This is a genomic window from Butyrivibrio proteoclasticus B316 (genome assembly GCF_000145035.1).
Taxonomy (GTDB): Bacteria; Bacillota; Clostridia; order Lachnospirales; family Lachnospiraceae; genus Butyrivibrio; species Butyrivibrio proteoclasticus.
In genome coordinates this window covers 616,252-640,296 of sequence record NC_014387.1, presented here as the reverse complement: position 1 = coordinate 640,296, position 24,045 = coordinate 616,252, and the positions used below count along the sequence as shown (strand labels likewise).

The following is a 24,045-nucleotide window of genomic DNA, read 5'->3' as shown; positions in this document are numbered from 1 at the left end:
ATTGGGATCACTAGCATCTGCATAGCCTGGGATAACTCCCATATAAACCGATCTGTAATCATGATCCATATTGCACAGTATCCTGATATCTCCTCCCATTGAGGTATATCTGCCAACATATACTAGATGAACCTCATTACCTCCTCCTGTCATTACAGCTTGTGATCTGATATCCAGCTCGCTGGAATAACTTCCCATTCCAAAATAGAGCATGGGAAATCCATGATCATCTAAAAGGACATAATCGGAATTATCAGTCATTTCTTTAGTTATCATCAGCCCTGACATTTTTCACCATACCTCCTGTCACACTCCTGCATGATTCTGATATCAATCGGTGAAATGCGTTCTAAGAGAAATTTATTATCCTTATAATCTGTGGTGATAACTCTCTTTTTGAGAAGAGCAAGTTTTTTTAACTTATCTTCCACATCTTCATTAAGCCCCTCAAAATATCTTCCCACCTTAGATTCATCTGCGCCAAGCCTTGCAATCTGATCATAAATGCATCGATTTATTCCATAGGAGTACCAAACAAGTTGCGCAGATTCGATTACTTCTTTGGCCGCTTCATAGGTAGGAAGATTATGACAAAGATTGTATGTTCCCTCCATGACCCCATAGATACTCTCATAGTACTTATCAACATCTATGATTTTAGTATCAGAACCAGGCGCATCACTGTAATGATACAAAACCTCCTTAACCGTCCATATATCTTTTGCATGTAGATACATGTATTTGAGAACATCATTGTCTGAAAGCACTCTTACATCATTGCGCATTTTAATTTGTGGATCATAAAACAATTCTCTTTTAAAAAGCTTACTCCAAAGATATCCGCCCTTGATGATAAGTTTTTTTCTTTTATCGTCATCCAGAATACCTTCCGCTTCATCTGGCGTAGAAATTGTAGATGCGTTAGCGGCCTCAACATAAAAGCCACAGTCCACAATATCTGCATCTTTCTCTTTGGCCTTGTTATATAGTAGTTCAAACATGTTTAAAGCGCAGTAATCATCACTATCACAAAAGCCTATGTATTCCCCTGAAGCTACTTCCAAACCAGAATTCTTTGCGCCTCCGCACCCCATGTTCTGTTCATTGTTCAGTATCACAACCTTATCTGGAAACTGCGCTTTGCACCTTTGCATTATTTCCCAGGTATCATCCTTAGAAGCATCGTTTACCACGATTATTTCTATATCTTCCAAGGTCTGATGAACAAGACTGGTAAGACACCTGGCCAGGGTGTCATGAGCATTATATGCACCTACTATTACACTGACCTTTTTCATTAACTCTCTCCTATCCTTCACCTACCTTAAAGGAGGTCTCAATACTATACTTCTTCCTATCTTCCACAAACTTCTGATCTATTTCATATAAAGACTTAAGGACTTTACTTCTATGCTCTGAATCTTTATTGGATATAAGAGTTCCACTCCTCTGGTAGTAGTCATATAATGGTTCCCTTACAAAGGCCACTTCATATTTCCTGCTTATTCTAAGGTATATGTCCCAATCCTCATAGGCAAAGAGCTCCTCATCGTATAGCCCAACCTCTTCCATATAGTCTTTCCTCATAAGAGCTGCTGTTGATGTAATGAAATTTCTGGATAGAAGCGCGGGGAAAATGTAGCCCGACTTTCTGACATCGGACATTTCTCTTGCAGGAATAATGATAGCCGGAGCTTCTGTATTACCAGCCAGTCTCCTTGCATGGTTGATTGATTCGCAGTAAACCATTCCGTAGTCATCAGAAAGACTCATAAATACATTTAATGTTTTCTCTAGCTTATCAAGTCTGCAATAATCATCATCATCCTGGCAGACCACATATCTTCCGCTTGTCTCCCTTATTCCCACATTTCTGGAATAACATAGGCCTCTATTCTCACTGTTTTTGATAAACTTTATTCTCGGATCATCAAAAGACTTAACAACACGCTCTGTTTCATCTTCAGAGCCATCGTCAACAATAATATATTCAAAATACTGATAGCTTTGCCTGAGAATACATTCTATAGACTCTTTTATGCGATCACATCTGTTGTAAGTAGCTGTGATAACGCTGATAAATGCATTCTCCTTAAGTCTGTCATTTAGCGTTTTCGCCGACTCAAATTTTTCATTAACAAGAAGCATAAGCTTCCTGTCATCTCTATCAAGACCAAAAAGGTAATCATTCTCAATCCACTTAGGCACAAGATTTAACGTCACATACTGCATTACTTCAAATGTAGGAAGTGGAAGTTCCAGCTCTAAACAAGAACCTCTTGCAAGCTTAAGATTCTTAATAAAGTATTCCTTCACAAAATGTGCATCTATAACATCCTTGTAGGTGTCATATAGTTCACCTGTTCCAAGGAGTAGTTCCAAAAGCCTTGTCTGGGCAGCCATTCTCCCAGTGATCCTATTAATGAGATTTTCTTTATCATCATCTACATAAGCGCAGTATCCGTGGTCTTTGGTAAAGCTTATGCTCTCAGCCAAAAGAAAAAGTGGATACGCAAAGACCATATCCTCATCTTTCGCTTCATCCTCAAACTTTACTCCAACATCTTCTATGAGAGCTTTAGAATAAATGTGACATAAAAAGCTATCATTCACATTTCCGCCCATCAGAAATGCCTTTTTCTCTGATACATCGCTAAATGTCAGATGCCTAAAATCCTCATAAGAAATTGGATCATCCTCAAACATATCGAATTTATCATGGGCAAAAGTCATTTCGTAGGAAATAAGTTCAGGCTGAACATCATCTATGAGTTTACATGCGTTTTGCAGTAAATGGACATTTATTGCATCCCCAGCCCTTACAAACATAATGTAATCGCCGCTACTATATTCCATTCCTGTATTTAGAAGCTGCGCTCTGGAGATATCCTCGGGAACATTTACAATCGCCACAATATCAGGCGCTTTTTCTTCTATTTCCATTAATCTGGACTTAGCTTTTTCATCCTCCAATGAGCTGACAATAATAAGCTCATACTGCCCAGCTACTATATTCTGTGCATCTATGAACCTTATAGTTTTCTCTATATCTTTTTTCGGATTATCAAAGGGGATGATGATGCTTATTTTCATAGGTTTTCCTCAGATTGAGATCCAGTTTCTCAAATACAGATCAGGAGTACGACCATCCACATACCACTTAGCAGGAGCTATGGTTATTCCACTTTCGGTATCTCCAAGGGCCGCTCCCCACCAGCTAAAACTCGAATTAGCAATGATATGGTGTCTGGCACACGACATAAGATATAAATCCTCGTAATCTTCTCTTACCGGCATCAGCTTAATATCGATACTACCAAGTTGATCTATGATTCCTGATACATATTCAGGTTCATCAGTAAAAATATAGCCTTTGAGGTCAGCGCCATTTCTTTCTGCTAACTGTGCTATGGCTTTTTGGTAATAATCTACTGATAGAGAAGTAAATATCTTTTTGTTCTGCTCACTCAGATAATCACCACGTCTGAAATGAATAGCTACAGAATCTACAGCCCTGAGCTCTTTGGCTAGCTCTTTTACTTCATCCTGAATATTCTCATCCTTAAGAAGAAGATCCTTACGGATATCATCCATAACTTCTAAAAAGAATCTTTTATTTTGCCAATAGCCACTATAAAAGACTTCGTCCTGACTTAACATGCTGTCTTTATAATCGCTTTCTTTTACCAACTTTTCACAGCTAATAAAACCAGACACAGCAACAAAATCACAGTCAAAACGATCAAGTCCAAGTTTTCTTTTTGTGGCTTCTTCAAAGGAATCTATATTCTTAAAAAAATCAGTGTGAAGAAGTACCTTATGTCCTGACTTTTTTTCCAGATACTTATAAAAAGTGTACTGAAACAGCTGATTACCAAGGCCTCCCTTTACTTCAACATAGTTCATAGACTGGTCCTCTCAAATACAAAAATTCCGCAGTCATACTCACCCATCTTATTTTCTGCATATTCATCAAGTATCTCTTTGGTCTTCTCAAACTGCTTGTTATTGCTAAAATCAATAGTTGAAACCTTTCCACCACGGATATTTGCATATTCCAAAAGCCTCATTTCAGGGCACAATTCATTTACTATAGTCATAGGCCTGAATATCCTGTGAGCATTAAAGCAAACTCGCTGCGTTTTACCGACAGGAACACTAAGAAAAAGAAGTCCTTTATTCTTAAGCACTCTTTTATATTGCGTAAGGGCATGCTTCCACCCAAAATAATCCATAGGATCTCCATATCTTCCAAGTCCAAAGTGCTCTAGCGCGTGAAGGCATGACATATATTCAAGAGAATAATCCTTAATAGTCGAAAGCTCTGTTGCGTTTCCCTGTATAAAATCAAGGCCCTTAACCTCGTAATCAAGTGGCCTTACATCTATCATTGTCACAAAAATCCCCATACTTAGAAGATGGGAAATATAGCCATCAACTCGTGATCCAATATCATAAATGTGCCTTATCCCCAGTTTTTGTACTTTAGAAGCCACATAAATATCCTGATAGAAATAATGCATATCAATATGTCCAGCATTATCCCTATAATCTGCAAGACACTGTTTCTCATATTCTCTCATATAAGGAAAAGCACCATCGCCACTACCAAGGAGAATATAAGTGTATTTATTTCTTATATATTTGAAATTATCTTCATCACAGATAGCTGCATCATAAAGGAGCTTATCAAAGGGATTCTCATCAATCCTGAATTTATCATCAATTTCCAGAAAACAAGCTCCACCGGCATAGCCAAGCATGATTTCCTGAGGATTCGCAGCTGTAGCATCACATTCAACCAACATGACATTTTCAGGATATTCCTGCTCAAAAGCCGCAATCTTCCCATAGCTATCATCTATTGATTTGATAATAATCACCTCAAAGTCATCTTTGTTATAAAATATCCGCATAAGTTCCCTTAAAGTATCTATCTTCTTATAAGCGGATTCTTCAAAAATGTGTGCCCAGAAAGTAACTTCCTTCATTTATACTCTCCATGATTCAGTATTATGTTATTATTATATCATAATACCGATTATCTTTTATCATCACCGTGCCAATGGCAAAGGAATCCCTATGAACAAAAAGCTCGTCTCTATCATTATTCCAATATATAATGCCGAAAAATATCTGGACGAATGCCTTGAGTCTGTCACAGGTCAGACCTACGATAACCTGGAAATAATTCTGCTGCCTGGAGCTTCAAATGATAACAGCATTTCTATATGCAAAAAGTGGGCCCAAAATGATAGCCGTATTCTTATTACTCCTCAGGATAAGAATTGTACAGGCTATGCAAGAAATAAAGGAATTTCCGCAGCACACGGGGAATACATCGCCTTTTGTGATGCCGACGATAAGATGCTTCCTGAGTTTGTCGAAGAAATGATAAGCTCTGCCATAGAAAATGATTCGGATATAGTTGAGTGTGAATACTACAATGCTTCTGAAGACTTATCTTCCCTGAGTCCATACACTGTTCCTGAACTTCTGTCAGATTTTCCTCACAGCTTTTATGAACGCTTTGGATCTTCATCAGTATGGAAATACCTGGTCAGAAGAAGTTTCTGGACCAGTAATGAATTGAGATTCCCTGAATCGAATCTCATGGAGGATCTGGCTGTATATTCACTGCTTTTTGCTGCAGCATCTAAAGTAAGCTATGTGTACAAACCTTTGTACATATATAGAGCTAATCCTCACTCTGTCATGCACACTCTACCTGATATACAGATGCGCTTCGATAATTTTATGTTTATTGCAAGCTTTATCGTAAATGAACATAAACGCCTTGGGTGTTATTCTACAAGCAAAAATACCACCTTAAGCCAGTTAGAACACCATGCAGAGTATTTCTTCCAAAAATTCCCCAACTCCATGAAAAAAGAAGTACCGCTCTGGGAAGCTCGGTTTACAGAAGAATTCAAAAAACTGTTTGACCACAAAATATCTGTATTTGAAATAAGAGCTTTTGGATGGGGAAGTGTAGGAACTGGAAAACTAAGCAGTATTATGACAAAAACTTCATCAATAGATGGAAAATTCATTTCTCAAATGACTTTTAGGGGAGTGACAAGCGAAAACATAAGATTACAATTGGAAGAAATCCTGAAAGCTTATAAACCAAACATTATCCTTCTGGATCTTTTAGAAGAAACAGACTATATCGTTAAATACAACGGTGATATAGAGGAATACCTTAAGCAGTGGTTCCTTGGAGTAAGCATTTTTTCTGGCATCATACACAGTCTATGCCCAGATGCCCATATATTTGTAGTAGAAAAATATCTTGCCCATAAGCACCTTGAAGCTGAAGAAATGAAAGAGTTCGAAAACACCGATGACATCAATATACTAAATGAACTACTTGGAATTATGTATAAAAATATATCTGCATCTATTGCCGAAAGCATATTTATCCCTTCAATTCCTGATAGTTCAAGATATTCTCTCGATAATGATCCAAAGGGCGGGCATACCTTCGATGAAGCCTACTACTACGAAGAGATCATAGATATAATCCATGATCTCTAAAACAATTTAACTATGCAAACAACTCATCTATCTGGTCAGCGACTTTTTGAGGATCTAGACATGCATGGGCAGCTACAAAAAAGAGAAATGTAGGAGTAATCTTTTTTTCCAGAATCCAGTTCTTAAGGCATATCCAGCCCTCTTTAGGAAAGCCAAACTCCATGCGTCTTACCGGGAATTTAACATTACAGTATTCTTCCCAGAAAGACTCTATTGTCATGTTCTCATATTTGGAATGTCCATAGTTTTCTTTTTCAGAAACAATAATTTCATCAAAGAGCTTGTTTAGAGACACTTCATCGTCATCAAACTGTGAAGGGTCTCTTTCTATATTCTTTTTCTCATAAAAGCATTCCGGATAGTATTCAAATAGTTTTTCCCTGTAATCATCATATACTGAAAGGTCACAATACCCCGAATCATGCAACGTCCAACTATCGTCATTCATTGAAACACAAACCTTGTAGCCTGACTGTCTGAACCTGATAGACTGAGTTACATCATACATATGAAACCCTGTAAAACGCAGGTCCCAATCAATGTCGTACTGTGTTGCCATGAACATTCCATCCACAGCATCCACCTCTTCGTATATAGGCATCTGGCCGAATTTATACTGCTCTACAAAAGAATAATTGGCATTGAGCGTTGATCCCTTATCCCAATATAGATGCACATCTCCATCAGGATACAAGCTTCCTCCAAAAGTTCCTATCAGTCCTATAGATTCATCAGAAAAGATATCCAGCATTTCATGAAGCATTTTCCTGTTGATAAGAAATACATCTTGATGCATATATATTTTGTATTTGGCATCAGAGGATTCCATGGCAGTCTGATAGCCTGAAGTCATGCTCTTTGCTTCCCGAACTTCAATGATATCCCTTTCAAAGCCTTCTGGCATTTCAAGCTGACTTATATAGTATCTGCACTCATCCATATATTTTTCATTATTCACGCAGATTATAAAAGTTATCTTCCTGTCATTCATCCCAGATCCCTTGCTACAAAATCAAACTCTGATAAATCAAGTGGCAACTCATTTATATCTTTATAAACATCAACGCAGGATATAGTAAACTTTCTTACATCATCATTAGGCTCTACTCCATAGAGCCTGGCATTGGGATAAAGCAAATGAATTCGTCCCAGCATATTTCCGCAACCGCAACCTATATGCAGAAACTTAAAAGAGCTGTTTGTATCATACCCTTTTTTCGCAATATTACTTATGTATGCCAGCTCATTTTCGCTCATTACAGCATACTTAGAGGAATCAAAGCTCCACTTCCTAAGTAATATCTCTCTGTGCTTTAAGAACAGTTCATTGGTGTCATTTCGCTTGATAAAGCTCTGGCTTCCAGCATGATAAATATAGGCATTATGACATACCAGAAGCTTGTAGCCCAGCTCTCTTACTCGTAGACTCAGATCGTCATCCTCCAGAAATCCCGGATTAAACTGCTCATCAAAGCCTCCTGTCGCCTCGTAAACCTTACGTCTTATCATCATGGCAAAACCGCATAGCTTACTCTGTTCCTCAAGATAAATATCCATAGGAACATTGTGTGATGCTCCAAACTCCACATACTGTTCTGGCAGATCAAACTTAACATCCAAAAGCTGATCAGCATCAGCATAACTTTGTAAGCCGCCAACGCCGCCAACATCATCCGATGAGTATAGTCCCATCCTCATCCAAAACAGTGCATTAGCTGGCATTCTGGTATCATTATTGAGGTAAAAGATATCGTATCCTTCTGGAACATACTGACATGCAGCATTATTCCCAGATGAAAAACCCAGATTCTCTTCATTAAGGATTATCAAAGCTTCATCGTGATCATCGCCCCACTTGGCAAGCCACTCCTGACTTCCATCTGTAGAGCCATTATCAAAAATAACAAGAAGGTAACTATCCGGATTGCAATTGGTGTAAATACTCTCGATACATCTCTGTGTGAAATACAGATTGTTGTAGGACAGCACAACAAACGCAGTTTTGTTCACATTAACAGCCCCTGACTCTACAAGCTCTTGCTTTTTACTGCTAATATCACTGCGTCCATTCTCATCCTGACATAAAAACTCTGCATTTTCGTAGCACAGATAAGCCTGATTCACATTCCTATCAGTAAGCTCATCTCCAAGTGCCTCATATATCTTATAGGTATCCCTATCAAGATACTTAAGCGGGCTCTCAGGTACTACATCGCCAGATAAGAAACTACCACTTGTTGTATTTGCCTTGGCAGCATCCATGTCATCTGCCCAGACTTCCTTATATCCGTCCTTATACTCCATCTGTGCCGCCTGTAGCATCTGCTTGGGGGTAAGCTTTTCCTGATAATATGGATTATCAAAAAGATTGGCATTATCTTCTCTGACTTCATGTCCCTTTTCAAAGGATATTGCTTCAAAATCCTGAGAAAGCCACTTAAAATCTCTATCCGAAATAGTTTTGTAGTCAAAAAAATTACCGCCCTGTCTGAAGGAATGCCACTCACGAAGCTTGTAGACATCCATAAATTTTAGTGCTGTATAGGTTCCGTAGGTTTCAAATTCACTAAAAGCTGAACTCTGAATCTTGTCCTCAGGAATAGCATTTATTATCTTTTCCCAGAATTTAGTTCCAGGTATGTTATTGTTTTTCTCTATATCTTCTATAAGCTTTCGCATGATATCTACGCGAAACAGCATGTGCTCTGAGATAAAAGATCTCTCGATAACCTTGCCAAAGCCTGGCAGAATCACTCCCATTGTCTCAAAGTATTCAGCATGGTATTCATGCTTCATATCAAGATAGGGTTTACCTGATTCTTCCTGAAACATGGATATCTGCTTACAGGGAATAGTATCTCCATCCCAGACCATGTAGTATTCATCCTTACACAGGTATGCATACTGCATCTTGAGAAACTGCTGATAATACCAGCCCGTAATACCTCTTGGAAGGTCTCTGCCTGCAAGGATATTCTCCATCTTCTTTCTGATGCACTCGTGAACATCATCAAATGAGATAAGACTATTCTCATCCACGGCCCACGCCTTGTCCTTCAGTGAACTATTAGCAATTATCTCGCTGGTCTCAGGCGCGCTGACAAACATCACCTTTCCATATGGAAAGCTGTCTATCAGTCTTGGATATAGATCAATGAGCCTGCTGAAATCCTTTGGAGTTATCACAACAAGCATGTCGAATTTATGCTCATTATCCATTAAAGTGCTGCACCTCCGTTCAATCTAATATCAGATCATCCCATGACTACATTTATGATTTCTGCAAGTCTCTGTTCATAGGTATGATCTGCAGCGACCTTCCTATGACCATTTTCTGCAATCCTAAGCCTCTCATCCTCATGAGCCAGGTAGTAATCAATCTTATCCATCAAGTCCTGTCTGCTCTCATAGTAAACAAAGTCCTCGCCGGGAACAAAGAAATCAAGCATATCTTCCTGATAATTTGTAAGAACAAATCCTCCGCAGCCCATTATGTCCATGATTCTAAGAGGTATTCCCCTTTGGATACTTCTAAGGGTAATATTCAGGTTGATATCAGAGTTCTTGAACACATAGGGCATGCTCAGGTAATAATCTACTTCACCGTGATTGGTGACGCCCTGTGGCTTAAAGCTGGTGTTAGAAGTATAAAGCTCTACAGGGTATTTTTTTCCTATCTCAGTCAGAATCTCACTTCGTTCCAATGATGTTATCTTTCTGTTGATAACATAATTCGAATATAAATATTCATAGGTAGCCACACTGTCGTATGAAGGCTTGATTCCCAGAATATCTACCATTTCCTGCATTGCCTGTGGTGGGAAAAACCTGTCTACCAAGTTTACCCCTTGGATTTCCATTTGGAATCTGATGATTCCCTCAAGGTATCCTTTGAGATAATCCGATGCCTTTTCCATCAATCTGTCATAGTAATTGTGGTTCTCACTATATAAATGACCAACAAAAGAAATCTTTCCTGACAGCTTCTTTTCTTTTTCCGGATCAGCAGGAAGTGCATCATAGCGCCTCACAGCTGCTGCCATTGGAAGATAATGTACTGTCTTTATTCCCTGGCTTGCAAAAGTCTCATACATCTGCGAGTCAAACACAAACACATAATTGCAGTCATTTACAAGAGTGTACGAGAAAAGCCTTACTGCCGGATTATCGTAAACCCAGGCAGCGTACTTAACGCCGACTTCCTTACAAGCTTTTGATACTAGTGGGAAATAGTTAAAAGACATGACAAAGTCAGGAGATTCCTTCTTAATCTCCTGTGTGAGCTTATCTGCAGCTTCTTTGTCATCATCCTCGATGTGATTATCAAATGGATATAAACTTATTTCTATCGAATACCCATTTTGATTAAGATACTGCGCAGCACTGACTATATCCTCATTTCCGAGGCTCTTCCAGTCCAGAAAAAATATTTTCATCCTAATCCTATATGCCTCATGATCTTTTCAAATCCTGCATCATAACTGTATTTCTCGGAAACCGTGTGATAACCATTAATAGCAATCCTGCTTCTTGCCTCTTCGTGAGAAAGGTAGTATCTAACCTTATCTTCGAGTTCATCAATGTTTCGGTATACTTCTATATCCCTTCCTATTTTGAACAACTCCTCAATCTCCGGTTGGTAGTTACTAAGCATAAAACCACCAACTCCCATAATGTCAAATACTCTAAGGGGAATTCCGGATGTAATGGAATGAAGAGTAATATTCAAATTGATCTTACTAAGATGATAAGCCTTAGGAAGTGATTCATCGTAGCTAAGAGCCGGCCTTACATCCACTCCTTCAAGCGCAAAATTCTCTGTATTGGTATAGAGCCTGAAGTCATATTTAGATAATCTTCTGGCTATCTCTTTGCGTTCAAGTTCTGTAAGTCTTATAGCAAGGATTCTTGTTCCAAGGTACCTATCCACTGGCATGGCAAAGGGATTGCTCTCATAAAATCTATAACCAGATGCTTCAATCAGTTCGCTTGTAGCCTCAGGACTTAATCTTCCATATATTCTACTTTTACCATCCCAAACTCCCATGGCATCAGCCATAATATCATCGAGTTCTTTTTGGATATTGTTGGAAACCTGTGCATAAACCTTGTCATAAAAATCATCTACATACATATTTCCAATAAAGGAAACATCGCAGGCAAATCTCTTCTCATCTTCTTTATCAACAACCAGAGAAGTATTCCTATAAACATTAGTACCAAGCGGTAAGTGCCTAGCATCCAGTGCACCAAGCTCTAACGCCTCACCTGTCTGATCTCTATCAAATGAAAAGATATGATTACAACTGTTAGTGATCTGCTTGTTGTATAATGCCTGCTGAGGCGCATCATATACCCATGCGACATATTTTATTCCCAGTTTTTCGCATGCATCTGAAATTGCCGGACAAAAGTCCATGGATATAGCAATATCTATTCCATTTTCTTTTAATAGCCCAACTACCTTTTCTGTATCCTGATTACTAGTGCTATTTATTGAGATTTCCGTATCGATTACTTCTCCATCAATCCCTTTTTTTACTATTACCCACACTAGCTCGTCATATTTTATTTCGTTCAAATATAGTATTCCTATTTTCATATGCATTCTTCCTCAAAATAATTATACACCATATAACGTTATGTTTTTGGTATAATATCATTAAAGAGGGCATTTTATGAACATAATCTTCTACCGTTACAAAAGCATATGTGAACCAGATTTTATAGATGCTTATAAAGCTCTGGGTGTAGATGTCATAGAAGACACAGACGGAATGAACAGTTCTCTTGATATCAGCCAGAAAATAAACAGACTTGGAAATATGATTTACGACAACAAGCCTCTTTTTGTCTTTTCTATAAATTATCTTCCATTTATTGCTATTCTATGTGAAAGACTGCACGTCATCTATATTGCCGTTACAGTAGACTGCCCTGTATTTGAGATATTTAATACATCAATACGAAGTAGTTATAATCGCATTTTTCTTTTTGACAAAGCTCAATACGATGCGATACATACTGAAAATCCTCAGTGTATCTATCATCTGCCACTTGGAGCTGCAACAGTCAGATTAAATGACACCTTAGGCGATACCAACGGCTATAGATACGACATATCTTTTGTAGGATCTCTTTATAACGAAAAAGATCCTATGCCTGATACTACTCTTTTTTCTGCAGCTGTATCATCCAAACTTGACCAGGTTTTCGAAAACCAACTTGCTAGTGACGTATATGGCATGAGTGAACTGAAAAAGAATGTAGATAATAAGCTTATTTCTGAACTAAAGAATCTTAGTGACAGCTTCTATCCCTCCGACATGAGTGTTTATGATATCTCAGACTATGTTGCATTAAATGACTATTTGGGGCCTCATATCACGTATTTAGAAAGAGTCAAACTATTAAACCTCATTGGAAAGTCTATAGATAATGCAGAACTTCACTTTTTTACACAAAGTGAAACAGGTGATCTTTCAAGGAATATCCATGTTCATGGTGGTGTGGATAGTCTAAAAGAAATGCCATTTGTCTTCAGACAAAGTAAGATCAATTTGAACATTACCACCCGTTCAATCACAAGTGGCCTGTCACAAAGAATATGGGATGTTCTTGGCTGCAGAGGTTTTCTTATCACAAATTATCAGCCTGAAATAGATCAGTTTTTCTCAGATGGGAATGACCTTGTAACATACAAGAGCTATGAAGAACTGATTGATAAAATTAGCTATTATCTTGAAAATAATACAGAAAGAGAAAGCATTGCTCAAAATGGCTGGGCGAAAGTTAATGAAAGCGGATCAGTTCTTAACAGAGTCATCGAAATACTAAGGATTGTTACATCTCAGTGATGAATATTTGTCCTCCAGTGTGACTGTTCCTTGTTCATTCGGTTCCACCTGCCCCTGTAATAATTTTAATTCCCTCCGATATCTGCTATTTTTCGTTAATATCATTATATCAGAAAAAGGGCCCCGGTATAACCGGAGCCCTTTAAGGTAGTTGCAATGTTTCAAACAGATGTTTTAAACATATATTGCAGATATATTAGCCGAGAAGTGAAAGAACACCCTGGTTAGACTGATTAGCCTGTGCCAGCATAGACTGACCTGCCTGTGCAAGGATGTTATTGTTAGAATACTTAACCATCTCGGTAGCCATATCTGTATCACGGATAGCAGATTCAGCACTCTGAGTATTCTCAACAACGTTATCAAGATTCTTGATAGTATGCTCAAGTCTGTTCTGGATAGCACCAAGATCAGATCTCTGAGTTGAAATTGACTCAAGAGCTGCCTTTACGGCTGTGATAGTATTCTTTGCATCAGCATGTGATGTAACCTTAATGTCTGATGTTGCAACACCGATTGATGTAGCTGACATACTCTTAATGCAGATTTCAATCTGGTTCTTAGCTTCTGTCTCAGAACCAACCTGAAGATTCTTGTTTGTGAAAGAACCATCGAGAAGCTTCTGGTTGTTGAACTCTGTTGCTTCAGCTGTTCTTGTGATCTCTGTTGAAAGAGCATTCATCTCAGACTGGATGTATGTACGGTCTGTAGTTGTCAGAGTATCGTTTGCAGCCTTTGTTGCAAGTTCGTTCATTCTCTGAAGCATATCATGAACTTCGTTAAGAGCACCTTCAGCTGTCTGTACTGCTGAGATACCATCCTGAGCGTTAGCAGAAGCCTGTGTAAGACCTCTAACCTGACGTCTCATCTTTTCTGATATAGCAAGACCTGCTGCATCATCTGCTGCTCTGTTGATCTTGTAACCAGATGACAGTTTCTCACTTGACTTTGCCTGAATACCAGTTGTGATACCAAGCTGTCTGTTTGAATTCATCGCTGTAATGTTGTGTTGTACTACCATAATTTTATCCTCCTTGATAAATACGGTGGCTTCCATGCCACTCGTTTGCTTTGTTATTTGAGATCCGTTTTATTGCTGGCATAAAACATCTCTCTTGTTTATTTACACCTTTATTATCGACTATAATTCTAAAAACTTAACACTCAATTTTATAAATAAAATATAAATTTTGTGTTTTGAGTTTCCAGAACCATTAATCAAAAAGATGACTTCCGATTTGTTTATCGGAAGCCACCCTGTTTTTCTTTAGTCTTTTATTTTTACTGAAGGAGTGAAAGTACACCCTGATTTGTCTGATTTGCCTGAGCAAGCATTGACTGACCTGCCTGAGCGAGGATGTTGTTGTTAGAATATCTAACCATCTCCTCAGCCATATCTGTATCACGAATCTGTGATTCAGCTGCCTGTGTATTCTCTACTACGTTATCCAGGTTCTTGATTGTATGCTCAAGTCTGTTCTGGATAGCACCGAGGTCTGATCTCTGCTTTGAAATAGAGATAAGAGCCTGCTTAATATTCTCAATAGCTAACTTAGCATTTGAGTGGGACATAACGTCCATCTGGTCATTACCAGTGCCAGTAATACCTGAATTGGTCTCCTTAATTACTGCACCAACACCGATACTTGTTGCACTAAGTCTCTTGATGCAGATATTGATCTGGTTCTGTTCGTTAGTTTCCGAACCAACCTGAAGGTTCTTATTAGTAAATGTTCCATCCAGAAGATGCTGGTTATTGAATTCTGTAGAAGCAGCTGTTCTTGTGATCTCATCAGAAAGCTGTGTAATTTCCTGCTGGATATAGGAACGATCCTGTGTTGTAAGTGTATCATTGGCAGCCTTAACAGCAAGCTCATTCATACGCTGTAACATATCATGTACTTCGTTGAGCGCACCCTCAGCAGTCTGAACTATAGAGATACCATCCTGTGCATTAGCAGAAGCCTGTGTAAGACCTCTTACCTGTCTTCTCATCTTTTCGGAAATCGCAAGACCTGCAGCATCATCAGCTGCTCTATTGATTCTGTAACCAGAAGAGAGTTTCTCAGAAGATTTAGCCTGGACATCAGTTGTGATGCCGAGCTGTCTGTTAGAGTTCATCGCAGTGATGTTGTGTTGTACTACCATATTCTATTCCTCCATGACCGGGGCCCGCTTCCCTGCTGCCTTTCCATCTAATTTTATTGTGCAGACCTTTTGCGGAGTCCCTTCCATGGCTGCTTTGTTTTTCTTTTCACTAATAGTATCGGCACATAATTTGATAACTTAACCTTTTTTGAAACTTTTTTTTATATTTTTTCTACAATTTGAAATTTTTTTTAAAAAGTTTTACTTTTGCTATTAAGTTTTTGAACATACTTGCCGATATAGCGAATTTCCTGGCCTGGAAGAATTGATATTTAATTCTTAATTGTTCACACAAAATATAGAATGGTTATACTCAGACAAAAAGAACACTTCACCTGGATTTAGTGAAGTGTTCTTATCTTTATTCATGATCTTTAGTTTTTATTATCCAAAAACTGTGGCGGAATATCTTTGAAATTCGTCATAGTCTGGTAATAGTTAAAAGCTACGGCAGAGGAGCGTTTACCCTGTGCCATCTTTTGCCTGATGGAACTGAAGTACTGCTCTGCAAGTCGTTTATTTCTGTGTTCGGAAGCTTCTATAGAAGCGCTTTTGCCGGTAATTTCCTCGATCAGCTTCTGCATTCTTTTTATCTGCTCTTTGTACTGATCTTTATTTGCTCCAATTTCCTCTTTTACCCTGTCAAAAAGAGATTGGAAACCGTCATCCAGAAGTCCAAGCTGGTCGATAAGTTCTGTCTTCTTATCTATAGTAGCATCAAATTCTGCTTCTCTCTCTTCATCCATACTGGAGAGAACTTCTCTTTGTTTCTCATTCTCATCTTCAATCCTGGTGAGAATATCAATCTTCTTAACAAGACTTTCTTCCAACATATCAAGACTGGATGTCAGCATTTTCCCCCTCCTACTTTCCAGATGGCAATCGCTATATAGATTAATTATACACCATGTTTTGTTTATGCGTCACGCATCCTTAACATACACATGATTAGCCTTCATAACTTCTATCCAGTTATCTCTTATCGCATGCATATGTTTGTTGACTTCTGCTATGATCTCACGATCTTTTCCTATATTAGCTTCAACAAGTCTTCTTGCTATATAAGAGTACATGTTCTCAAAATCCTGAGCAACCGCATACTTCATATCCAGAGTATTTCTCAAGTAATCGATTATCTTCTCAGTCTTTACTATATTTTCATGTGCCTTATATATATCGTTCTTCTCAATAGCAAAATCTGCAATATTGAGGAACTTGATAGCTCCATCATATAGCATCAGTGTCAGTTCAGGGCCTGACGCAGACATGACCTTATTATTTTTGTACTGTGCATAAGCTCTTTGTTGTGATGAAAGTACTGGCATATACGCTCCCTCGCATTCTTTTTTTGTCATTTCCATTCAGTCACCTGTGTGACCTATTTTGTCTAAACAGCCTTTTAGCATGTGCACTCACATCTATCAGCTGCCTCCTCCACCAAAGAAGCTGGATAATGATCCACTTGCACTGTTAACCTTGGCAAGTGCTGTCTCCATCTTGGAGAACTGTTTGTAATATTTATCCTGAGCAGCCTCAAGTGCTTTCTGAGCATCTGATATCTTGGTGTTGTAAGCACTATACTGTGAAGCCATCAGCTTATCTTCATAAATTGTGAAAGAACTACTGTATTCAGTACCCTTCATTAGATCTGAAAGTTTACCATAGAGACTCTTGGACAATTCGGTAAAGAAATTCATTACCTTATCAGGATCAGATGAAATTGCTGCTTTCAAAAGGTCAGTGTTGCCACTTACTGCCGAATCATCAGAATCACCATCGATATGAAGCATGTCCCTTTCATTTTCCTCTGTGGTAAAATAACTTCCTGTTGAAATTCCAAAGCTTGCAAGCGAAAGTGACTGAGTACTTCCATCCTTAAGTGTAACTTCAAAGGAAGAATTCATTACATCTCTAAGAGCAGTCCTTACATTTCCAACTGTATCGTCCTTGGCAAGAAGACCATCTTTGATCTTTTTCTCCCAATCCTCAACCTCAGAATCACTCATGGCGTCTTTTTCATCGTCAGTGAGCATCTTGTATTTCTTGGCAGGATCTGCATTATAAAGAGTAGCAAACTCCTTCATGAGGTCGTTGTACTCTTTGATCATCTTCTTGATGTTATCATAGATGCCGCTTGTATCCTGCTTGGTTGTAAGAGTTATATTATCTGCAACCTCATTGGCAGTTATTGTAAGGCCGTTAATTTCAAATGTATTGGATTTGGATGTAAATTTTTCTCCGTTAAGTTCAATTACTGCATCTGCTCCTGCTATGTAGTTAGATCCGTCAGCTTTCTTGGAAAGCCCAAGTGCTGTCATGGCATCTGACTCTACAAGATCAAAGGAAGCATCTGCTCCGGTTTCCTTGGAAGATATGAAGAATCTTCCGTTTTTCTCATCATAATTAACATTGAGAGAAACACCGGATTCTGTGGTAGCAGCGCGAAGTTTACTAACAACGCTTTCTATTGTATCGCCTGCCGCAACATCAACGGAGAGAGTCTCTCTTGTATCTTCTGCACCATTCTCAGGAGCTTTACCAATCTTAAAACTAAGAGTTCCTCCGGAAGATAGGCCTAGCTGTTCCATTGTAGTGCTATTACCGGCCTTTTCATCTCCAACCTTAACTTCCTGACCTGTAAGGTATCCTGACTTGGCAAGACTCTTGATATTAAGATTCTGAGTAGAATCCATAGCACTTTCACCAGTTATAACTGTAGCAGCATTTGAATTAGATACTGATGTGGTCTTCTTGGAATATGCTGTAGAAAATCTCATATTGCTCAGCATTCCATTATAAAAAGAAACAACCTTTTTATTGAGGTCTTTCCATTTTTCCTGCTTCCAGGTCAGTTTCTTCTGATCACCCTTGGCAGTATCAAGTTTAGTCTTTTTAGTACTGGTAAGAGCAGTAATAATGCTCTCAGTATCAAGACCTGAATTCATTCCTGTTATTCTGATAGGCATAGGCTTTCTCCTTTCTCATTCCGTGAGTGTGTTAAGTCGACGTCCCTGTCTGTTTATCACATTATGTGATCCGGCTACAATGCTGGCTTTTGCAGCCCATATAAATACTCAGCGTTTCTCGTCTACCATTATTCCCGCAATTTCCCAAACCTTGGCTATCATATCCAAAGTCTCATCCGGTGGGAACTCCTTGATAACTTTCTTGGTCTCTTTATCAACCATTTTAATAGTTACGCGGTTTGTCTTTTCATGTATTCCAAAGACTGCCTCAGCACTTGACTTGGCATTTTTGGTCATCTCGGTGATTGCCTGTTTAACCTTGGCATTATCTGCCTGGATCTGCTCTTCTGTCTCAGCCATTTTGGTCTGGGCCTGTGTATAACTCTGAGCACCATTCTGGGCATCACCATTAGAGCCTGATGAATTATCAGTGGCTTCCACCTTGAGTTCAATATTCTGGCCAGCTCCGGTTGCCTCAGCATGTGCAATCTCAGAATGTGACTGGCTCTGTTCCTGTGTTTGTGTTCTAACCTGTGGCTGTGTCTGCTGAATAAGCGGACTAAAGCCGTTAATTGCTTCGATTCCCATAATCCTATACCTCCATGTCAGAATCAGGAAAAACCCTATTTATACGTTTCTAACGTTATGTTACTGTCAAATCTATGTAATAAAGGCCGAATGCTATGCTATATAGTCAAAATTTATGCATAGGTATCTTACAGTCTTTCTTATCACATATATCGGATATAGACTTATTTTCTTTATAGTACAAGAAACAAAAAATCCTAAAATTTATAAAAATTTTAGGATTTAAAAAACAAATTCATTTCATATATCAAAAAATTGCCGAGAAAAAGGAATTCCAATATGACATTATGCTATTTTTGTTATTCTTATATTTATTTGCACTGAAGTAATCATTTAATTCATCTTCGACAATACTAATTTCTTCGATTCGATTTTTATTCTTAGGATCATTCTTAGTTAAGTCTATCCAATCAAGTGCTTTATTTAAATAGCTCTTTGCAAGATCCATTTCATGTCTTTCTTTTCTATCTACAGCTCTTTGAACCTCGCCTCCAATATTTAATATTTGTTCGCTTATACTCATCTTATTCCATCTTGCACTATCCATAGTAAATCCCTCACCTTGCTATCCACCTATTAACAATATCCTTTAGTATCATTTTACTCTGTCTCCTTACTAGTTTAAGATACCATACTTCTTATAATTTTAATATCTCAGGCAATAGCCTCGTATACGCAAAATTTTCCAGTACTTTGCGCTGTCCATTTAGAGCAATCTCTTTTCTCTCATCTTCATGGACAAGATAATATGCAGTCTTATCAAGCATATCTTCAGGCGTATAGGCAATAACCAGATCCTGCCCATCAACAAAGTACTCTGCAATTTCTTCCTGGTAATTAGTGATGAGAAATCCTCCTGCTGCCATAATATCCACAACTCTAAGGGGTACTCCTGACAAGATCGATCTAAGAGTAATGTTTAGATTAATCTTGCTGCGTCTAAAAACCATCGGCATCTTATTTGTATAATCAGCTCGTCCCAAATTGCTGACTCCCGGAATATCTTTTGTCCCGGGGTGAGTATATAAAACTGTGTCAAAGCGCTTTCCCATCTGCTCTAAGATATGATGACGCTCATTAACAGTTACTTTTTTCCTCAAAATATCACGAATAACATTGTCATAATTTATCTCATATTTACCGGTTTCTTCAAACTTTATAAATTCCCTCAGCTGCCTTACGTGATCATCAGAAAAAATAGAATCCATGGTAAAAAAATCTGCTCCAAAAACTCGCTCCTGTGCTGCAATCACTGCATCTACATAGCCCTTAAGATATGGGGGCAGATATTTGACCTGATCGTAGAAATTGTATTCATTATCATACAAACTTCCAAGGAAACATACATCGTGCTGATAGACGATCCTGCCACCAGACTCAGCATCCATGTCCTGGCATAACTTCGATAATCTCTCAGCGTTAACAGCCAGTGGTGAATATCTGAAAGTTTTCGAAGTACTTTTTGACATCATCTGATCATAGAGAATCTTATCAAAAAGATATATGCGGTTCATTGGATTACTGGTCACATGTGAATCAAGGGTGTAATGAGGACAGTCAAATACCCATGAAACGTATGGAATTCCATACTTTTGGCAGATTTCAGAAATATTAGGGAAAAAGTCAAAGGAAAAAATCATGTCGTATCTGCAATTACTTGCACTTCCATCTAAAGCTACCTGTCCTTCTCCTATCCCAAGTTTTTCTGCAAAAGCTCTCTCAATTTCAGGAGTAAGGTCATAGCCATTCATAGTGACCTTGATCATATCGACCTGATGCCCGAGCCGTGTCATAGCATCTCTGCAGTCTTCACCATTAAATTCATCCCAGTCATAATACAGAATATGCATATATCTTCAACTCCTATGCATGCTATTACGAAAAATGCAGGTGCCAAAACAGCACCTGCACCAAGTATCAAGATTAAATATATCACAACAGCTTCTTGAGTTCTTCGATTCCGGAAACATCCACTGTTGCCTGCTTATTTTCATTTTGAATCTGAATATAAACTTCTTTCCTGTAGATTGGAATCTCCTTAGGTGCAGCGATTCCAAGTTTAATCTGATCCCCCCTAATATCCAGAACGGTTATCTCGATGTTGTTGTTAATTACAATTGCCTCGTTCTTTTTTCTAGATAATGCTAACATATGTCCTCTCCCTCCATGGTTAAACTACTATTAATCATAATACAAATAAACACAAAATGGTATAACTATATTATGAATTAGCCTCTTTATTCTTCTGCAAAATTTCATAGATTGGGAATTTTACAGGGTAGTCATCATTATCAATAATTGTCTGCGCAGCCTTTTTCTCTTTAACATTGATAATGAAAGGTCCCATGAGGTTGACTGTCATCTGCTTGAGATCATGAGGAACAGTCACAGTTACAAGAACCAGGAGGTCATCATTCTGCAGATCACCGATTTCCTGTGTGATGCTGACATCAACTTCAGGCTTGTAGTCAGGGCACACAATAAGTGGGTCCATTACAGGCATCGCAAAACTTGGCTCGTCGATTGACTGCAGCCACTTGATCGTATCTGTTCCCTTTTCCTCATCAAACATAAGGGTGAATTTCTTGAGGTCCGGAAATCCGATTATGCCGTTAGGAAAAGAAATAATCTTGCTATCATCAATTTCAACTTCGCCAAAGATTCTAGTTGTTAACTTCATTGCTAAACCTCCATCATCGATAATGATACCCATTACAAATTAATTATATACGTTATTTCGACATATATCTATTAAAACTTTATAACATTACAAGGTCATGCATAAGAATGTGAAAACAAATCTTATGCATGCCTTTTCAAATCTATATCATATGAAGTTTATAAGAGAACTCTGACTAATCTTACCGGTTGCCATAAGGCTCGCCTCATAGGTAACCTGAGCTGTTGTGAGCTGGGTTGCAGTCTCTGCAAGATCAATGTCCTCATTCTCAGACTGGAGGGTTTTGAAGGTAGTTGTCTGGTTCATGAGTCTCTGGTTAATAAGGTCTAGTCTCTTTGATCTGGTTCCGTTGTTTGTGACAGCTATATTAGCAACATCAAGTGATTTCTGGTTTGATGTTATCTTGTGCTCAAATTCCTTCTGCATCTCATTTCTGAGATAATTGTAGGCTTTTCTTGCAGAATCTATTTCTGCGTTAATAACAGATTTCTGTTCATCACTTGTGGCAACACCAAGCTTTTCCTTGAGAGTTTTGATTGTTCCGTCGATCTGCTTAAGTTCGCTCAGCATCTTGGAGAGGTCCTGGACATCTCTTTTAACACTTGTTGTGAAGACTTCGCTTGCTGTAGTATTTACTACAACTGACTGAGCAAAACCTACATCATAGGCTATATCGTGTCCGGCGCTTCCTCTGTTGTAGAGGATGTTCTTACCATTGGCATCGGTATAGGTGCAGTTAAAGAGATTCTCAGGGCGAATGTCGCCTGAAACCCATTCCTTCTTGTCATACACGACGTCAATTGACTTGGCATTTATAAGATCCGGAAGAGTTGAAAGCTTGTCTTTTAACTTATCATTTAAGAGAATTTCGCCGGTGGCTGCATTTAAAACCGCCATTACTTCTCCGTTATGGAGTTTCTCATAGGCCGCGTCGATGTCAGCTTCTTTGCTGGTTGCGTAAATAATGTTGTCATCTTCGCTTGTTATAGCAATTGTCGTCTCTTTATAGGAAGAATTCACACTTCCGTTTGCTGTAACATTTATAACTTCATTGCTGTAAGAGCCATCAGTATTCTGAGTATTTCTGGTGTTCCTGACAGTGTAGGTTCCATCACTGTTAACTGTTGCAACAAAGCCTTCTTTATCAAGCTCGATCTCATAGGTCTGACCAATTGCCGGTAAAAGAGGAAGTCTCATGCTGACAGTTTTGTTGGAATCATCTGTATATGTAAGAGTTGAAACCTGCTTGGTCTCTATGCTGGTATCTCCTGACTGAATGCTAAGTGTAGGATCAAGATCTCCCATAACACCATCTTTGCTGACAGGGATCTTGCCCATGATATTTCCTGATATATCCCTTACAGTTACCATATATGAGCCATCAAGCTCTGTTGTTGCTGTGTAGGACACGCCATCCTCTTCATTGGTGATCTTGTACTGACCGTCATCATTGATAGGAATAGTTGCTGTTCTGGTTACTCCGTCAACTGTTTTAAATGTGACATTTATAACATCAGTTGTGCTGCTGACGCTGCTGGTTGCAGGCTGAACAAGGTTTTCTCTGTACTTGAGCATTGCCTCGTTGGTTATGCCATTAGCATTATTGGGTTCAATGTAATTGAGGTTATCATAAGATAAGCGGATTCTTCCTACAGTTCTCTCTACAATGCTGTTCTCAAGGACTGCATCGGCCTCTGTCTTATCAAGAACTGTTGCTGAATCCAGCTTGTATTTTCCAAGAATTCTCTTAGAATCGCTGATTATAGAAGCATTAAACTCATCATTGATATCTGTATAATCTGCAGTTGTGGTCTTATCAAAGGTGAGGGCTGTATCTGTTCTGTAGCCGGTAAAGACATATCTTCCTGCGTAATCAACATTTCCTGTAGAATAATACTCTTTTGCCAGAGCATCCATCTGTGTGATTATTGTGTCAAGGTCATCAAGTGTCAGGTCCATTCTGGAGCCCTTGGTAGCCTGCTTGACACTGTCTGTCAGAACTGCTGTGATAGTAGAAAGAGCATCCGCTGTAACATTCAGCCAGCTCTCAGCATCCTTGGCATTTTTCTCATAGTACTGAGAGAGCTGAGTCACATTACTACGAAGTCTCAGAGCTCTTATGGCAATGACAGGATCATCAGAAGGTCTTGTCAGCTTTTTTCCCGTGGACATCATGGTGTTGAGCTGATCCTCAGTGATCTTGTTATTATTGATGTTATACAGTGAATTGTTCTGCATGATCTTGTTGGTAATGCGCATAAAAGAA

At 38.6% G+C, this 24,045-nt stretch carries 21 protein-coding genes; 2 read left to right on the top strand and 19 right to left on the bottom strand.

Going from position 1 to position 24,045, the window contains the following annotated elements:
- Positions 1-275: 275 nt before the first annotated feature.
- Genes BPR_RS19525 through BPR_RS19520 form a run of 4 tightly spaced genes read right to left on the bottom strand, consistent with a single transcriptional unit; the run spans position 276 to position 4,991 of the window.
- Positions 276-1,298, bottom strand: a complete 1,023-nt coding sequence (locus tag BPR_RS19525) for a glycosyltransferase family 2 protein (RefSeq protein WP_052301783.1) — start codon at positions 1,296-1,298, stop codon at positions 276-278.
- A gap of 10 nt (positions 1,299-1,308) precedes the next feature.
- A complete protein-coding gene (locus BPR_RS02555) occupies positions 1,309-3,093 on the bottom strand; it encodes a glycosyltransferase (protein WP_013279902.1) in 1,785 nt (594 codons plus the stop codon).
- Between the two features lie 9 nt (positions 3,094-3,102).
- Positions 3,103-3,906 (bottom strand): alpha-1,2-fucosyltransferase, encoded by an 804-nt coding sequence (locus BPR_RS02550; RefSeq protein ID WP_013279901.1) that lies wholly within the window; start codon positions 3,904-3,906, stop codon positions 3,103-3,105.
- Positions 3,903-4,991 (bottom strand): DUF268 domain-containing protein, encoded by a 1,089-nt coding sequence (locus tag BPR_RS19520; RefSeq protein WP_013279900.1) that lies wholly within the window; start codon positions 4,989-4,991, stop codon positions 3,903-3,905. The genes BPR_RS02550 and BPR_RS19520 overlap by 4 nt, the downstream gene beginning before the upstream one ends.
- A 91-nt stretch (positions 4,992-5,082) precedes the next feature.
- Here BPR_RS19520 and BPR_RS02540 point away from each other — a divergent pair, with 91 nt between their 5' ends.
- Complete coding sequence (locus BPR_RS02540; protein WP_042256406.1) at positions 5,083-6,540, top strand: glycosyltransferase family 2 protein; 1,458 nt, start codon at positions 5,083-5,085, stop codon at positions 6,538-6,540.
- A 10-nt stretch (positions 6,541-6,550) separates the two neighbouring features.
- Here the strand turns inward: BPR_RS02540 and BPR_RS19515 are convergent, their stop codons facing one another.
- The 4 genes from BPR_RS19515 to BPR_RS02520 are packed head-to-tail and all read right to left on the bottom strand — an operon-like array spanning position 6,551 to position 12,142.
- A complete protein-coding gene (locus BPR_RS19515; RefSeq protein ID WP_013279898.1) occupies positions 6,551-7,531 on the bottom strand; it encodes a glycosyltransferase family protein in 981 nt (326 codons plus the stop codon).
- Positions 7,528-9,759 carry a glycosyltransferase family 2 protein gene (locus BPR_RS02530; RefSeq protein ID WP_013279897.1) on the bottom strand — a complete coding sequence of 744 codons (2,232 nt, stop codon included), beginning with the start codon at positions 9,757-9,759 and terminating at the stop codon, positions 7,528-7,530. Before BPR_RS02530 ends, BPR_RS19515 begins: the two co-directional genes overlap by 4 nt.
- Positions 9,760-9,794: 35 nt before the next feature.
- Positions 9,795-10,976: a CgeB family protein gene (locus tag BPR_RS02525; RefSeq protein ID WP_013279896.1), complete on the bottom strand. Its 1,182-nt coding sequence runs from the start codon at positions 10,974-10,976 to the stop codon at positions 9,795-9,797.
- Positions 10,973-12,142, bottom strand: coding sequence for a CgeB family protein (locus BPR_RS02520; RefSeq protein WP_042256404.1), 1,170 nt, complete (start codon positions 12,140-12,142; stop codon positions 10,973-10,975). Before BPR_RS02520 ends, BPR_RS02525 begins: the two co-directional genes overlap by 4 nt.
- Positions 12,143-12,218: 76 nt before the next feature.
- Here BPR_RS02520 and BPR_RS02515 point away from each other — a divergent pair, with 76 nt between their 5' ends.
- Positions 12,219-13,397, top strand: coding sequence for a glycosyltransferase family protein (locus BPR_RS02515; protein ID WP_013279894.1), 1,179 nt, complete (start codon positions 12,219-12,221; stop codon positions 13,395-13,397).
- Between the two features lie 196 nt (positions 13,398-13,593).
- Here BPR_RS02515 and BPR_RS02510 read toward each other — a convergent pair whose 3' ends face one another.
- The 11 genes from BPR_RS02510 to BPR_RS19505 all read right to left on the bottom strand — a co-directional run bounded on the left by BPR_RS02510 (position 13,594) and on the right by BPR_RS19505 (position 24,038).
- Entirely contained in the window at positions 13,594-14,418 is an 825-nt protein-coding gene (locus BPR_RS02510) for a flagellin N-terminal helical domain-containing protein (RefSeq protein WP_042256403.1), read from the bottom strand.
- A 260-nt stretch (positions 14,419-14,678) separates the two neighbouring features.
- The gene (locus BPR_RS02505; RefSeq protein WP_013279892.1) at positions 14,679-15,545 is read right to left on the bottom strand and encodes a flagellin N-terminal helical domain-containing protein; all 867 of its coding nucleotides are present in this window, start codon (positions 15,543-15,545) and stop codon (positions 14,679-14,681) included.
- A 374-nt stretch (positions 15,546-15,919) separates the two neighbouring features.
- Positions 15,920-16,399, bottom strand: a complete 480-nt coding sequence (locus tag BPR_RS02500; protein ID WP_013279891.1) for a hypothetical protein — start codon at positions 16,397-16,399, stop codon at positions 15,920-15,922.
- Positions 16,400-16,468: 69 nt separating this feature from the next.
- Complete coding sequence (gene fliS / locus BPR_RS02495; RefSeq protein WP_013279890.1) at positions 16,469-16,906, bottom strand: flagellar export chaperone FliS; 438 nt, start codon at positions 16,904-16,906, stop codon at positions 16,469-16,471.
- A 60-nt stretch (positions 16,907-16,966) separates the two neighbouring features.
- Positions 16,967-18,511: a flagellar filament capping protein FliD gene (fliD, locus tag BPR_RS19510; RefSeq protein WP_013279889.1), complete on the bottom strand. Its 1,545-nt coding sequence runs from the start codon at positions 18,509-18,511 to the stop codon at positions 16,967-16,969.
- Between the two features lie 108 nt (positions 18,512-18,619).
- The gene (locus tag BPR_RS02485; RefSeq protein WP_013279888.1) at positions 18,620-19,099 is read right to left on the bottom strand and encodes a flagellar protein FlaG; all 480 of its coding nucleotides are present in this window, start codon (positions 19,097-19,099) and stop codon (positions 18,620-18,622) included.
- A gap of 247 nt (positions 19,100-19,346) precedes the next feature.
- Positions 19,347-19,646 (bottom strand): hypothetical protein, encoded by a 300-nt coding sequence (locus BPR_RS02480; protein WP_013279887.1) that lies wholly within the window; start codon positions 19,644-19,646, stop codon positions 19,347-19,349.
- Between the two features lie 91 nt (positions 19,647-19,737).
- Positions 19,738-20,949 carry a glycosyltransferase family protein gene (locus BPR_RS02475; protein WP_013279886.1) on the bottom strand — a complete coding sequence of 404 codons (1,212 nt, stop codon included), beginning with the start codon at positions 20,947-20,949 and terminating at the stop codon, positions 19,738-19,740.
- 82 nt (positions 20,950-21,031) lie between these two features.
- A complete protein-coding gene (gene csrA, locus BPR_RS02470; protein ID WP_013279885.1) occupies positions 21,032-21,250 on the bottom strand; it encodes a carbon storage regulator CsrA in 219 nt (72 codons plus the stop codon).
- 70 nt (positions 21,251-21,320) lie between these two features.
- A complete protein-coding gene (gene fliW / locus BPR_RS02465; RefSeq protein WP_013279884.1) occupies positions 21,321-21,779 on the bottom strand; it encodes a flagellar assembly protein FliW in 459 nt (152 codons plus the stop codon).
- A gap of 147 nt (positions 21,780-21,926) precedes the next feature.
- The gene (locus tag BPR_RS19505; protein WP_013279883.1) at positions 21,927-24,038 is read right to left on the bottom strand and encodes a flagellin N-terminal helical domain-containing protein; all 2,112 of its coding nucleotides are present in this window, start codon (positions 24,036-24,038) and stop codon (positions 21,927-21,929) included.
- Between the last annotated feature and the right edge of the window lie 7 nt (positions 24,039-24,045).